13 protein-coding genes are annotated in these 15,113 nt (G+C 38.2%); 1 reads left to right on the top strand and 12 read right to left on the bottom strand.

The window, feature by feature from the left end; genetic code table 11:
* Nucleotides 1-32: 32 nt before the first annotated feature.
* From RYK49_RS07195 to nrdR, 4 genes are read right to left on the bottom strand one after another with little or no spacing between them, the layout of a single operon-like run.
* Nucleotides 33-749 carry an NADPH-dependent oxidoreductase gene (locus RYK49_RS07195; RefSeq protein ID WP_314830852.1) on the bottom strand — a complete coding sequence of 239 codons (717 nt, stop codon included), beginning with the start codon at nucleotides 747-749 and terminating at the stop codon, nucleotides 33-35.
* Entirely contained in the window at nucleotides 746-1,645 is a 900-nt protein-coding gene (gene dnaI / locus RYK49_RS07200; RefSeq protein WP_314830851.1) for a primosomal protein DnaI, read from the bottom strand. Before dnaI ends, RYK49_RS07195 begins: the two co-directional genes overlap by 4 nt.
* Entirely contained in the window at nucleotides 1,646-2,800 is a 1,155-nt protein-coding gene (locus RYK49_RS07205; protein WP_314830850.1) for a DnaD domain protein, read from the bottom strand. It lies immediately after the preceding gene.
* The gene (nrdR, locus tag RYK49_RS07210; RefSeq protein WP_002894570.1) at nucleotides 2,801-3,274 is read right to left on the bottom strand and encodes a transcriptional regulator NrdR; all 474 of its coding nucleotides are present in this window, start codon (nucleotides 3,272-3,274) and stop codon (nucleotides 2,801-2,803) included.
* Nucleotides 3,275-3,486: 212 nt separating this feature from the next.
* Here nrdR and RYK49_RS07215 point away from each other — a divergent pair, with 212 nt between their 5' ends.
* Nucleotides 3,487-3,981 carry an excalibur calcium-binding domain-containing protein gene (locus tag RYK49_RS07215; RefSeq protein WP_314830849.1) on the top strand — a complete coding sequence of 165 codons (495 nt, stop codon included), beginning with the start codon at nucleotides 3,487-3,489 and terminating at the stop codon, nucleotides 3,979-3,981.
* Nucleotides 3,982-4,017: 36 nt separating this feature from the next.
* Here RYK49_RS07215 and RYK49_RS07220 read toward each other — a convergent pair whose 3' ends face one another.
* The 8 genes from RYK49_RS07220 to RYK49_RS07260 form a co-directional block, all read right to left on the bottom strand.
* Nucleotides 4,018-4,833: an endonuclease/exonuclease/phosphatase family protein gene (locus RYK49_RS07220; protein WP_314830848.1), complete on the bottom strand. Its 816-nt coding sequence runs from the start codon at nucleotides 4,831-4,833 to the stop codon at nucleotides 4,018-4,020.
* A gap of 17 nt (nucleotides 4,834-4,850) precedes the next feature.
* On the bottom strand, nucleotides 4,851-7,043 hold the full coding sequence (locus RYK49_RS07225) for a PTS transporter subunit IIBC (protein WP_314830847.1): 2,193 nt from the start codon (nucleotides 7,041-7,043) through the stop codon (nucleotides 4,851-4,853).
* A gap of 286 nt (nucleotides 7,044-7,329) precedes the next feature.
* Complete coding sequence (locus tag RYK49_RS07230; RefSeq protein WP_314830846.1) at nucleotides 7,330-8,019, bottom strand: response regulator transcription factor; 690 nt, start codon at nucleotides 8,017-8,019, stop codon at nucleotides 7,330-7,332.
* A 9-nt stretch (nucleotides 8,020-8,028) separates the two neighbouring features.
* Nucleotides 8,029-9,453, bottom strand: a complete 1,425-nt coding sequence (gene gndA / locus RYK49_RS07235; RefSeq protein ID WP_314830845.1) for an NADP-dependent phosphogluconate dehydrogenase — start codon at nucleotides 9,451-9,453, stop codon at nucleotides 8,029-8,031.
* Nucleotides 9,454-10,149: 696 nt separating this feature from the next.
* Entirely contained in the window at nucleotides 10,150-11,136 is a 987-nt protein-coding gene (locus tag RYK49_RS07245) for a hypothetical protein (protein ID WP_314830844.1), read from the bottom strand.
* Entirely contained in the window at nucleotides 11,129-11,728 is a 600-nt protein-coding gene (locus tag RYK49_RS07250; RefSeq protein ID WP_314830843.1) for a hypothetical protein, read from the bottom strand. The genes RYK49_RS07245 and RYK49_RS07250 overlap by 8 nt, the downstream gene beginning before the upstream one ends.
* Nucleotide 11,729: 1 nt before the next feature.
* On the bottom strand, nucleotides 11,730-13,622 hold the full coding sequence (locus tag RYK49_RS07255; protein ID WP_314830842.1) for an AAA family ATPase: 1,893 nt from the start codon (nucleotides 13,620-13,622) through the stop codon (nucleotides 11,730-11,732).
* Between the two features lie 4 nt (nucleotides 13,623-13,626).
* Complete coding sequence (locus RYK49_RS07260; RefSeq protein WP_314830841.1) at nucleotides 13,627-14,865, bottom strand: hypothetical protein; 1,239 nt, start codon at nucleotides 14,863-14,865, stop codon at nucleotides 13,627-13,629.
* Between the last annotated feature and the right edge of the window lie 248 nt (nucleotides 14,866-15,113).

A 15,113-nucleotide genomic window follows, 5' to 3' on the forward strand; every position in this document is an offset into this window, starting at 1 on the left:
TTTCATTCTTTAGGACAGAGCCAAACTCCGCCCTATTTTTCTAATTTCTTTTCTTTGAACAATTGGTCAATAGCCTGATTAGGCTCCTGACCAAATTGGGCAGCTAGGCGCTGACTCCAGGTTTCCTTAGCTCGCTCGCCAGCATATTCAGTCTGTACGCGGTCATAGGCTTGAATAGTTGAACAATCCTGTTCACGATATTCTTCCTCAAAGATCACTGCTTCATAAGGCAGACGTGGCTTGACTGCATGGTTCTGGTTGGGAGTCCCCAGAGCAATCCCAAAGACCGGATAAGTGTAGTCCGGCAGCTTGAAAAGCTCTGCGATTTGACTGGAAGCATAACGAACCAGTCCAATGATTACCCCACCATAACCCAAACTTTCAGCTGCTAACAGGGTATTTTGCCCCGCCAAAGCGGCATCTACTGAGCTAATCAGGAGATTCTCCGCCCCCTCAGGATAAAAGTCTTCCGTATGCAATTGAACGCCCTTTTGGGCACGATTGAGGTCGCCAACAAAAAGCAGGAAAGCCGAAGACTGCCGAATGGATTCTTGAGGCACCAGGTCAAAGAGGGCTTCTTTTTTCTCTTTGCTTCGCACCACAATGATAGAATAGGACTGGAAATTCTTCCAACTGGACGCAGCTCGACCAGCATCAATGATGGCACGTAATTCCTTATCCGAAATCTGCTCCTCCGTAAATCGGCGAACAGACGTATGAGATTTCATTAAGTTAATCGTTTCATTCATCGGCGGTTCTCTCCTTCTAGGCGTACCTCCTGAGCCAGAAACTTAATTCGCTCCATAACCCGCTTGGCCTGCCAAGTCTCATCGCCATTCTTAGAGCTGGCAAAGTGACGCTCTAAATCCGCAAAACTAAAGTTAGAAGTAAAGAAAGTTGGCAGATTTTCCTGCATGCGGTGCTGGAGAATGACCTGCAAAATCTCATCTCGCATCCAAGGACTAGACTGCTCTGCTCCGATATCGTCCAAAATCAGCACTTGAGCTGTCTTAACCTGGTCAATCTTCTCCTTGACCAAGCCGGAACTAATCGCATTCTTCACATCCAAAACAAAGCTTGGATAATGGAGCAGAGTCGTTGAAACACTGCGTTTTTCTGACAAATCATGAGCCAGAGCAGCCATCATGTAGCTCTTCCCGACTCCAAAATCACCGTAGAGATAAACAGCCTTCTGATAATGCGGAAACTCCGCGACAAAGTTGGTCAATAGTTCAAAAGCCTTGTAGCGACCAACATCATCCAGATCCACCTGAGCTAGACTGGCCTCCTTGAGACTGGCTGGTAGACTGATAAGATTGAGACGGTTTCTAATGGCCTCCTGTCTCTCCTGCTCAATCAACTCAGGCGTCTCTTCATAGGCAACATCCGCATAGCCTTCATTTTTCACCAAGATTGGCTTATAGCCCTTGGCAATATAGGTCTCGTCCCCCAGCAAAAAGCGGTTGCGCTCCGTAATATACTGGTTAAACTTGGAGACACTACGCTGAATCTCAGCTTGGGTCAGCTTTTCCTGCTGGATAAAGGCTGCCACATCTGGGTCGGCCATAATCTGCTTGACCAGCTCCTGATAGTCAAACTGCCGCACCCTATTCATATGAGGCATATTCTGTCCTATTTTCTCCATTTATTCGCCTCCTCCTTCAAGTTTGGCTAAGAGCCGACGTTTCTGTTCTTCTAGCTCGGCCTGCTTCTCTGCACTCGTTTCATTTTTATAATCCGGCTGACTCCAGTCAGGTACGTTGCTCTTGGTAGAGCCTTGTCCAGATTTAGCTGGACGGTTCTGGAGCTGCTGGTTGCGCTCACGGATTTTCAGGACCGCTTCCTCAGCTGTCGTCACCTTTTGATAAGAAAAATCATTGGCTACCTTGAGGGCATACTTTTCATTGAGATTGGCTGAATCCACCTTATTAAAGGTCAAGAGCAAGATTACGTTGATAACCTCGTCCAAAAGGCCTAATTCAGCTAAATCCAGCAAAAGCTTTCTCTCCGTCCGCGTAATAGTAGCCTGACGAGTTCTTTTGATTTCTGCCAGAAAGACCATTGGCGATGTTCGTTTCGCTTCTTGGATAATAGACTGCTCCTGCTTAGAAAACTGACCTTCTGCTGGCTTCTGAGCTAGCTTTTGCTTCATCCGTTTGGTAGAAATGACCTGAGAAACAGCAGTTTCTCTAGCCAAGACATAGGTCTCATACCAAGTCCACTTCTTCTGCTCAGCAATTGCAAACAATTCTAACAAATCTTCCTTTTCATTGGCAAAGCGAAGATTGTCCTGAGCCATCCGTTGCTTGAAATACTCCAAGTCAAAATCATTGGCCTTTCGCACTGCTCTTGTCTGCTCAGCTTCCATACCAAACACCTGCATAAAAGGCTTAACCAATTTCTCTCCACTAGGATTTTCTGGCCGCAGGGCATCTGCAGCAGCTTCGCCGATTTTCTTTTCCAAGAGCCGGCTGTACACATTATGGCTGAAAAATTCCTCCGCCGTTAAGGTCGGGTGGAGTTGAATCAGATAATGGTCATCTGTTTGATACAGGTCCACTAGCTTAATCGCCGCTAAACGCTCAAAACTTTCTTCTAAAATATTAAGTCCAAAATCTAAATGATTGAGAATCTGACTGAAGAGGTGCTGCTTTTGCCCATTATCCCCAAAAGACAGCAGATAAAGATAAAGTGATACCGCTTCTCTCCCCAAAATCGGCAGATAGAGCTTGGTCAAGATAGCAATATCTGGGCTGACTGCATTATTGCGCAAGAAAGAAAACTGATGGTTTGGTTTCATTTATTTGTCCTTTTTCTTCTTGGACCCCTTGGTAATCTGCTTGAGCAGGCTTTCTAGCTCTCCCACATCCTTGAAACTCCGGTAAACACTGGCGAAACGAACGTAGGTGATTTCATCCAGCTCTGCTAGTTCATCCATGACTAAGGATCCAATATACTCACTATTGATTTCATTGTCGCTCTGACTGCGGACCTTTTGCTCGATTCGGTTGACAATCTCCTCTATTTCGTCACTAGATACTGGTCGCTTTTGAGCCGAGCGAATAATACCGTTAAAAATCTTATCTCGAGAAAATTGCTCACGTGTCCCGTCCTTTTTGACAACCACTAGGGTTCTCTCTTCGACGCGCTCGTAGGTCGTGAAGCGGTGCTGACATTCCTCACACTCACGGCGGCGGCGGATTGTATTTCCATCTTCTGCCTGTCTGCTATCAACTACACTTGATTTATTCCCACCACATTTCGGACAACGCATACCATTTCCTCCTAGAATCCTAATACTTCATTATAACACGTTTTCAAGAATAACAAAAGACAGCCGTTTGGGGTAATAACAGTTGAGAAAATCTTTTTTGTTTATTTTTTTGATAAAAATTAGACAATAAATGCCAATCTGTTATTTTTTTCTATATAAATTTTTATACAATAGATTTGAAAACGTTATCATTTTACTTAAAGGAGATTATTATGATATTAACAAATAAGAAAATAATCGCTTACTCTTGCATCTTGCTAGCTTGCGCATCTCTTGCCGCTTGCTCTTCAGACACAAATAATACAGAGGTTCTTCCTAGTCTCTCGTCATCCTCTTTAAATATTAGCTCATCAAGTAGTAGTTCATCTACACAAAATGATTCAGAAAAAAAAGTTAAAGCAGAAAAAGCTAAAACTGAACAAGAAGAAAAAGAAGCTGCTGCAAAAGCTGAACAGGAAAGAATAGCGCAAGAGGAAGCTCAAAAGGCTGCGGAAGTTCAAAGACAACAAGAAGAATCTGCCGCTGAGGCTCAAAAGCAACAAGAGGAAGCAGACGCTCAAGTAGCTCAAGAACAGCCTCAAGCTAATGTTTATTACAAAAATTGCTCCGAAGCAAGAGCAGCTGGTGCTGCACCCGTTTACCAAGGACAACCTGGATATGGTCGTCACCTTGATAGAGATGGTGATGGTATCGGATGTGAGAAATAATTAAAAGCAGTTCAAATTGAACTGCTTTTAATTATACTAACATGTCACTTGCACTTCTAAACCAAAGTGGTCACTGACAACAGGTATTTCTTTCCCGTCAAAAACGACAGCGGAGCGCTCAACGTCCATCCCTTGACTAGTGAAAACATAATCAATCTTCAGAGCATGCTTATTGTCGTCCCAGCCTGCAATAGTCCCTTCTACTGTCGCCTCTCCGATAGCTTCTTTTGCAGCAGTATGACTATCTTGCAGCTTCAGGGGACTGGCTAAGATGGTCTGGTAGCCTTGCTGACCGACCGGGTTGTTGAAATCACCCATGAGGACCAGAGGAGTTTCTGCTTTTAGCAGCTCTGCTTCAAGCTTAGCCCATTCCCCTTGGAAACCTTTGTCCCACCAAGACAGATGGCAGGAGGCAATTGTCAACAATTGACCATCTACCTCAGTCTCAGCTAGCAAGACCTTGCGGGTATGGTAATCCCTAGGATCATTAGCCTCTGATACCAGGACTTCTCTAGGAGCCATAGGATTTCTAGATAGGATTGCCACTCCTTCGTTGTAAATATCAAATCCAATATGATTATAAGCCCAGGACCAATGATAGTCCAGTCCTGCCTCAGCCAACTTTTCTACCAGACATAGAGCAAAATGGTCTTGATGGATCGCAATCGCTCCTTCAACCGCCTGATAGAAAGGAGCCTGAACAACCTGTTCAGACTCCGTTAATTGATTGACTTCCTGCAGGCAAATGACATCATATTTTTCTTGAAGAATGCGTTCTGCAAGCTCATTAAGCTTGGTTTCTTGCTCTTCTTCCATCCAACTATGAGTATTTAATGTCAGGAATTTTGCCATGATTTCTCTTTTCTATTTTACAATTCAACCTTAGCAACAACTGTCTTAGCAGATGCTTGACCAAGTTTTTCTACTGTTACAGACTTGATAGCTGCTGCATTTGTGAAGACTACGATTGTTGAAGTTTCACGTCCTGCTTCCTTGATTGCTTCCAAGTCAGCCGTGACTAGAAGATCTCCAGCTGCAACTTTTTGACCTTCTGAAACATGAACTTCGAATGGTTTACCTTCAAGGCTAACAGTTTCCAAACCAATATGTACCAAAACTTCTAAGCCGTTATCTGTTACAAGACCGATAGCATGCTTGCTAGGGAAGACGCTAGTTACTGTACCGGCAACTGGTGAATAAATCTTACCGTTTTCAGGCTCAACTGCAAATCCGTCGCCCATCATTTTTTGTGAGAAGACTGGATCTTTAACGTTTGCCAAGTCAATGACTTGACCGTCCGCAACAGTTTCAACTTCCTCAGTCACACCTTTATAAGTAACTTCAGCAGCTGCTGATTCTGCTTTTTGGCTAGGAAGTGTTTCAGGAATCACTTCACCAGAATCCAACAAGTCTTGAATATCAGATTTGAGAACGTCAGCTTTTGGTCCGTAGATAGCTTGAACGCCTTGACCTTTCATAACCAAGCCCATAGCGCCTTCAGCTTTCCACTGTTCTTCTGTTCCAACTTTTTCAGCATCTTTGACAGTCACACGCAGACGAGTCATACATGCATCTACATCTACGATATTAGCGCGACCGCCCAGAAGGTTGATAACATTTACTGCTTGAGATGCTTCAGCAACTTTACCACCAGTTGACTCTGATGAAGAAGCTTCATCTGAACCATCTGCTGTTTCATAGTTACCGTTACGTCCTGGAGTTGCATAGTTGAACTTCTTGATCATGAAGTTAGAAATGAGGTACATCACAACACCAAAGAGGATAGTTACCCAGATGAAGTTGATGATATCCATTCCCAAGCCAGCATTGATGGCCATAGGAGTACGGGTCAAGAATTCGATAGAACCGAATGAGTGCACACGAAGGTTAACGATGTCAGCCATTGCAAACGCAGCACCTTGTACAAATGCATAAATGATATACAGTGGTGTTGCAACGAACATGAACATGTACTCGATTGGTTCAGTAACCCCTGTCAAGAAGGTTGCCAAAGCAGTCGCAATCATCATACCTTTGTATTTGTGCTTCTTGTCAGTATCCACGTTGTGATAGATAGCTGCCGCTACCCCCATAAGGATACCGAATGAACCAATCATCTGACCAACTTTAAAGCGAGCTGGATGAACTGTATCAAGCAAGTGTTGGTAAGTAGAAGGATCAGCTGATTTCGTACCAACCAAGTCAGTTACCCAAGCCAACCACAGTGGATCTTGACCAGCTACAGTTGTTCCCGCACCAGAACCAGTAATAACGTGATAAACACCACCTAGTTCTGTGTAGTTCATTGGGATGGTCAACATGTGGTGCAAACCAAATGGAAGCAAGAGACGTTCCAAAGTACCATAGATGAATGGTGCCAAAACTGGTGCAGTATCTTGTGAGTTAGCAATCCAAATACCAAAGCTGTTGATACCTGATTGAACAACTGGCCATACGAATGACAAAACAATTGCTACGATTACTGAGCGCAAGATAACAACGAAAGGTACAAAACGCTTACCATTGAAGAATGACAAGGCATCTGGCAATTTACGGAAATTATAGTATTTGTTATAAGCTGTCGCTCCGACAAAACCAGCGATAATTCCGACAAAGACACCCATGTTCAGAGCTGGTGACTCTAGAACGCTGATGAAATAATCAGAAACCTTAATAGATGCGCCAAACATTGTTTTAACTACAGCTGCCTTATCTGAGAGCATATCGCTGGTAACGCCAAACATAACACCAGTAATACGGTTAATCAGGATAAAGGACAGACCTGCTGCGAAGGCACCGCCTGCGCGTTCTTTTGCCCAGCTTCCACCAATAGCCAAAGCAAAGAGGATATGCAGGTTACCGATAACCCCCCAACCAATCTGCTCTAAAACACCACCGGTAGTGACTAAAACACCTAGATTTGGATTAATCATCGGGATAGACTTACCGATACTAATCATCAGTCCTGCTGCCGGCATAACAGCAACGACCACCATCAAAGCTTTACCGAATTTTTGCCAAAATTCAAAGCTAAAAATGTTCTTGAATGAATCTTTCATCATTCAGACCTCCTTATATTTTTTACAAACCACTCCTTTTTGTGAAATCGTTTGCATGTCGATACATCTATTATAGCACGATTTTTTATTTTGTAAAGGCTTTTATAAAAAATTTTTCTCTTTTTTTGCACCTAAAATACTGTGTTTTCTCTTCAAGAGTTATATTTTTGATATATTTCAACGAAAACGATTGCATAAAATAGTTAGAAAAATCCCATTAGTTCTCCTATCTATACTATAACAAGCGCAAAAAACTCCGTCTCCTAAGGAGAACAGAGTTTTGATTTTTTTATTCTTGCATGGCATAACCAACACCGCGAACGGTTTTGATATAGCTTGGCTGCCCTTCCACATCAATTTTACTGCGCAGATAACGAATATAAACATCTACAACGTTGGTCTCCGTTGCACTCTCGTACTTCCAGACACGCTCCAGCAGCTGCTCACGGCTCATGACCTTATTGCTGCCCATCAGGGTCACCAGCAGATCGTATTCCCGCCGCGTCAGTGCAATAACTTCCTCGCCACGGTAAACCGTGTGATTTTTAATATCTACTCGCAGATTGCGGTAAGAGGTCGGAATTTTCAAGAGGCTGCAGTGCTGGTCAATAAAGTCGCGCCCGCGGAAAATGATGGAGACACGCTCCACTAAGTCACTGATAATGAAAGGCTTGACCACATAGGAAACGGCAAAATGCTGGATTGCTTCCTGCTGCTCTGCAATCTCTTCGCGACTAGCCAGAACGATAATGACGGACGCTGGCTTAATCAAGCTCAGCTGCTGAGCAAAATCGCTGGCAGTCATATCTTGAAGATCATAGTTGAGCAAGAGCAAGTCATAATCCACATCTTTGGCCAAAGTCAGTCCCTCTTGGCCAGTCTCAGCTAAATCTACAAGAAAGCTTTCCTTTTGCAGTTCCAAGCTCACAAATCGGGCAAGATTTTTTTCATTTTCTACTAGTAAAATTCGCTTTGCCATAGGCCTATCCTATTTTTCGTCGTACCAAGAATAGTGGTAGGTACCTTCTTTGTCTTTACGGTTGTATGTATGAGCACCAAAGTAATCACGCTGTGCCTGAATCAGATTAGCTGGCAGATTTTCCGCGCGGTAGCTATCAAAGTAAGCAATGGCACTGGAGAATGTTGGCACTGGTACTCCCGCTTGCACAGCCAAGCTGACAACATCACGTACTGCCTGCTGATACTTAGCCGTAATATCAATAAAGTATTCATCTAAGAGCAGGTTTGCAAGATCAGCATCACGGCCGTACGCGTCTGTAATTTTCTGAAGGAAGCGGGCACGGATGATACAGCCAGCACGCCAGATAGAAGCAATCTCACCGAATGGCAGGTTCCAGTTGTTTTCCTTAGAAGCTACACGCAGCTGCGCAAAACCTTGAGCATATGACATGATTTTTGAGAAGTAAAGAGCCTGGCGGATCTTTTCAATCAACTCCGCCTTGTCTCCCTCAAAGGTGAAAGCAGCTGGTTTTGGCAATACCTTGCTGGCAGCCACACGCTCATCTTTGTAGGTAGAAATGTAACGCGCAAAGACTGACTCTGTAATCAATGGCAGTGGCACACCTAAATCCAGAGAAGATTGACTGGTCCACTTACCAGTTCCCTTATTGCCAGCCGCATCCAGAATGTAGTCAACGATTGGACCATCTTGACCTTCATCGTCCTTACGTGTCAAGATATCCGCTGTAATCTCAATCAGATAGCTGTCTAGCTCGCCTTTGTTCCACTCTGTGAAGATGTCTGCCATTTCACTAGCTGAAAGCCCCAGCAAGTGCTGCATAAGGTCATAACTCTCAGCGATAAGCTGCATATCTCCATATTCAATCCCGTTATGGACCATTTTTACATAGTGACCAGCGCCGTCAGGACCGATATAGGTCACACATGGTGCGCCGTCTTCAGGAGCTTTAGCAGAGATTTCTTCCAAGACATCTGCTACCAGCTCATAAGCTTCTTTTTGACCACCTGGCATGATAGACGGTCCTTCCAATGCGCCCTTTTCACCACCGGAAACACCTGTACCGATGAAGTTGATACCAGAGTTAGCCAACTCTTCATTACGGCGAATAGTATCTTTGTAGAAAGTATTCCCGCCGTCAATCAGGATATCGCCCTTATCCAAGTGAGGAAGCAAGGCCTGAATAGTCGCATCTGTACCAGGACCAGCTTGCACCATCAGCATAATCCGACGTGGCTTTTCGATAGAGTTGACAAAAGACTCCACATCATAGCTTGGCACAAAGTTTTTCTCAGGATGAGAGGCAATGACATCCTCTGTCTTGTTTGCTGAGCGGTTATAGATGGCAACTGTATAGCCACGAGATTCGATATTTAGGGCAAGGTTACGGCCCATAACAGCCATACCAACAACACCAAAATTTGCTTTAGTCATTATGTTCTCCTATAGTTTGTTTGTCTTATTTTATCATTTTTAAGGCTTAAAAGAAAGTATTAAGTCGGAGAGGGATGAAAGAGGAGAGGTATAGAAAAACCAAGCTCAGATGAAACTGAACTTGGTTGTGGGAGTTTATAATAAAGTAGAGACTTTCATAGTAGTCTCCAAATGCCTAGTTGGAAACGCCTTCTTGCTGAACATCGTGAATATCACGACCATCCAGATGAGTGTATAGGTGATTTAACTTATAAGACTGACGTGCATACTAATTGACTACTGGCATACACCACTCTGAACTCGTTGGTCTGTTCAAATTTCAACTTAATTCCCCCCAACAATTGAGAATAAAGCTGGAATTTTTTACTTTTCAGGTTGGTTCGAACTTACAGAATTTGTCATGTGGTAAGCTGCTTTCTAAAATGTTGGCATAAAGATTAATATAAAAATGATATCTAAAAAATTTATTCTCTTGATGAAATAACTATACAGTGTTAGGAATAGAACATATGAGAAATTGAAATCTCAGTAGGAAATAAATAAATGTTAAAAGATAATTTAATTATAAAAAGCAAGAAATACTTGCTGGTAATATAAAACATATTAAATTTCTAATAGGAAAGAGTGATATCTCAATCTATTAAACAAATATAGGATGTCTATATGTAAGGAACTATACTAGATAACATTTATTATCTACAGTTTACTTTTCCAGAGCGCAAGATTATTAAAAATTATTTTTTGATAAATTGAATAAAATGCATCAGATAAAGTTTTACCGTCAACGTAGTTATGGATATGTGTTTCAACATCTAGAAGTTCTTGTTCATTATTCGCGTTATGAAAAAACATATAAACAAAACCATACTCGACTATCCTGTTATCTTCTTGTAAATGTTTTGCATATCTATCAAGTTGTTCAATTCCTAGTAGACATTTATCTTGTAATTTATAGTAACTTTTTCCTTCATAAATAGACCTTAAAAATGAAAATTTCACTTCTATAATTGCTTGTTCTTGACCATCATTTAAATATATATCCACGGATTCCTCATCTCTTATAATCGATGTGCAGTATTCGATAGAAACTTCACCCTTCATTTTATTTCTTAAAAATTCTAATAAAATATTACGTAATTCCTGCTCTTTTATCTCAGCTTTAATTTTACCTCGGGAATTGAAACATTTGTTATAATAGTACTCTTTATATTGACACTCTACATTAAAGGTTTCAAACACTTCTTTTAACTCTGAAATTGGCTTTAATAAATTTAATTGATCTTGCATTGTTTTAGTCTTTGCTAGGCATGCCTCTACCTCTGTGTTTATCACACCATTTTGAGCAATTAGTTTTATCCCTTCATTAACAGCATAGACAATACAATTTTTTTTCCTAGAAATCTCTAAAACCATATTAATAAATTCAGGATCAGAAATTTTACGTAAGGCTATTTCTTTAGAAGTAAATTCAGATTCATTTATATCGATACAATGTATCTTAGCAATAGGTAAGAACCGTATTTCTGCCAATAACTCATCCAATTGTTCTGTAATACTTAGACTCGATTGTGTACAGATCACGACAACTTTACTATATTCTGCAAAGATATCTAATAATTTACTCTCACTAGTTACACTTTCAGTTTTTGAAGCTCTTTCTAAAAATTTCTCAGCATCAAGCATCTATCTCTTTTCCTTTCAGATATTCTTCGAAAATATAGTCTAACCAAGCAATAAATACATCATATTTGTCTAGATCAACATTAGAAGATTTTGCTTTATTCTGAAAGTTTTCCAATAATTTATAAAGTTGGTTGTTATTCAATAAAATATTAGTTTTGTTCCTACTCAAGGCCTCTTCAATATTTGGTTCGTTGAAAAAAATAGATAAAACAATCTCATCGCTATATGATGAAATCATATTTACAAAATAAGCAACTAATTTTAAATCATTCTTGAATTTTTCAGAATTTTTCAGATTTTTCCCACATTCTGCTATCAATTTATCACAAATATTGATTTTAAAACCAATAAGAGAAATATAGTCTTGAGAGTTTAAAACTCCCAATGTATATTCCATTTGATATGAATTAACTATTCCAATTTTAGGCTCAATTATCAATTCATCTAGAATTTCATTTTCATCACTATTCAAGAAAGAATTCGAAACAATGAATATATAAATATAACGAAAAAGTGAACTTTTTGTTATATTTTTTTTATGTCTAAGCGAATATAAAAAAAGCGACATATAATAATACAATTTGTGATTCATACTATCTCCTTAACAATTTATAAATATCCAATTCTTCTATGTCTTTATATTGTTTATTTGCATGTCTTGAAATTTCTAATAAATTAATAATTCTAATTGAACTATTTTTCTTTATAAGCGAAGTGACCAACGAACTATTGCGTGCATTGGCAGAAAGAAATAAAGTATTCCCTGATTGTAAATAACTATTAAAAGTGTCGACAGCATTCTCTTCAAATAAATAATCGAGAGTACTGTCCGGTGTTTCACTTATAAAAAAAGTATCTTTATGAAAAAACTCTAATGTAGAAAGCCTGAAAGCCATATCAATGAAAATTCTTTGTGACTCAGAAAGAGATTCCTCACTTTCACGTGCTGAATTGTTTAGGAAAAATTTAAAAAGTGTATTATCTCCACTACCAACTAATTCTAATCTAATATTTGAATCATTTCCTAAGAAAGAATAAGCATACTTGTAAAATATTTTACTAAAATTTATAAATACACTTTTTATACTTTGATCGATATCGTTAGCTAATTGATTTTCTTTTTTCTTAGTTTCTTCTAATTTATTTAAAAAAAGCTCTTTTTCTCGATTTAATTGGTTATATTTCTCAAGATTCTCATTAGACTCATTATTTATTTTGCTTTTTATTTTTAACTTTTCTTTAGTTGTTTCAAAAAGTTCACTCTCTCCATCTTTTATCATCCTATCAATATCTTCAATTTCTTGTGTCAATTCCTCATACCTTGAATCTAGTTTCCCTTTTTTAATTTGTAGATTCTTTTGCTTTATCTCTATTTCTGTTAAATTTGTATTGGTGTTGATATTTATCCTACTCTTACAAAAAAAACACTCTAAAATATCGATATGAAAATCAATATGTTCAGTTCCACAAAATGGACATACTCCTGAACTTAAAACTGGGGTAAATTTATCATAAAAGTCTTGATAGGTATTGGGAAAAATATTCTTATACCACTTTTTTTCAAGATCTGCAAGTTCTGCTCTAACTCTATCGATTTCTATTCTATTCTGGAGTCTCTGTTGAGATCTTTTATTTAAGAGTTCTCTATATTCATCGATTTTTGTATTGATTGTCTTAACTTTAAACTCCACATCTTCTAAATCTTTAAGAGAGTATACTTCATCGCCAGATTTATTTAAGTCTTCTCCTAAAAACTCTTTAACCATTGACATTTTATAGGATTTCAATCGCGCTTGGCTATCATATTTTTTTATTAATTTTTGAGTTTCACTATATTCAAAATACTTCTCTCTAGGCATAAATTTACTTAAAACCAATTTACTAAGATTTTCATCCCAGAAAACAAAATTTCTTGCTTCTGAGAAAAACATTATTTCGGTTAACATCAAAATAAATGAGTTTATATCTGGAAACCCTGAAGATTTAATTAACGCATTATGATACTTATTGATTAAAGATTCGCTTAGTTGTTCATCATTTATTGAAGAAAAGTATTTTTTTTCATATCTCTCATAATCCAGTTCTTTCTCTCTTTCATCCTCTTTTTTTCCATTAACACTAAAACTAATTAGCCTATGTGAATATAAACTGTGCTTTGTTACAAATGTATCATTTGCAATAGAAAATTCAACTTCAACTTCTGCTACATTTAAAGGAAATTCCATTCGATTTTTAAAATAATCCCTATCAAACATAGGGCGTCTGGATTTTTGCTGATCCTTATAATTCCTAACCTGTTCTCTTCCTTTATATGGCCCTATTATGGAATACCTTATTATGTTTAGTAATGTTGTTTTTCCCAAACCATTAGTTCCAAATATAATATTTAATTTATCTGATAAGTCTATTTCAAGAGGACATTTATATAAATCAAAATTATCAATTTTTAGCCGTTTAATCTTTGGTAAGTAGTAGTTAAATTCCATCGTATTATTTCTCCAATACTATTACACCTTCAAGTAATTTGCCAATCTTTTCCTTCTGCTGAGGACTTGGATTTAAGTAACGTGCTTTTCTTATTTCAACAACTTCAAATCCTATAATTTCAGCAATTTCAGAGCAAATCTCTAAAGTATTAATTAACACTCCAAAATAAGCAGAATTTGAAACATTAAAATAGATTCGCCGCCCTTTTTTTAGCTTTTGATACATTCCATTAAAAATGATCTCCATATCTTCAAAATAAGCAATAATCATATTTTGAATTTCTGTATTCCATACTACTGAATCTTTGCTTAGAGATTCCATTTCAGATATGGTAGCTTTAAGAATCTTACTTTGTATCCCCTTTAAATTTTGTATTTTTAACTGGACATGTGAGCGTATAGTCTGTTCTCGTAATTTTTTTATATCATTATAATTTGTTAAAAAATCTAGCGCTTTCAATTCTAACATATAAGAATCTGTATAATCCCTTGAATTCAGATACGGAGGAGAGGTAATAATTAAATCTACAGAGTTATCATCCACATTCTCAAAAATTAGTTTCCTTGTGTCACCTAAATATAATAAATTATGATTAGAAAAGTTGTCGATCCCTATCTTCTCAAGATCCTCAATGATAACATTATTAATAAAATTAAAAAAACTTGTTATTACTTGTTCTTGTGAGTATAAATTTTTTTTCCAATCTTTTTTGTAAGATAAACATTTGCCATTTCGATATAAATTACTATACTCTAATAATATATTTGCTAAACAAACAATGTATACTTCTTTGTATAAATTTGTCGACAAACTATCAATAGCACTCTTAAGTTTTTCAATTGCAATAAAAACTTCACGGTCTATATTCCACTTCTTTTTTTCTTTCCCCTCAATTAAAGTGGAAAATCCACTATACAAATCAATCTCGTTATCATTTAAAGAAATTATGTGTTTCTTCATTTTTAAAATATGAGACTTAATTGTTCGTTTTTTATATTGGGAAACTTTTAATTTAGCTTTAGACAAGGTAAACATAAAAGGGTTTACCTCAAACGATATACAACTTATTCCCTTTATAGATAATTCCAAAGCAGTTGTACCACTACCCGAAAACGGTTCCAAACAGGATTCTACCTTTTGGGTCTGTTCGTTTACTATGGCCTCAATAAATTCTTTTGAGTATCCCTCAACAAAAGGATACCATCTATGTATACAAATATCTTTATTTTTATTAAATTGCATAATTCTTCCATATTCATTAACATAGTTCACATATCTATACATTCTAGCTCTCACTTTATTCAGTTCATATTTCTTTATTAGCAAATAGACTCGTTTCAATTATACCACAAAACACGGCATTTCACCGTGTTTCTGTGTTTATTTTACTAGCTTCTTCATCTCATCAATCCGCGCTACGGTCGCATCGTACTTGGCTTGGTAGTCGGCTTGTTTGTCGCGTTCTTTTTGGACGACTTCTGGTTTGGCGT

The organism is uncultured Streptococcus sp., from assembly GCF_963525625.1.
Classification (GTDB): Bacteria; Bacillota; Bacilli; order Lactobacillales; family Streptococcaceae; genus Streptococcus.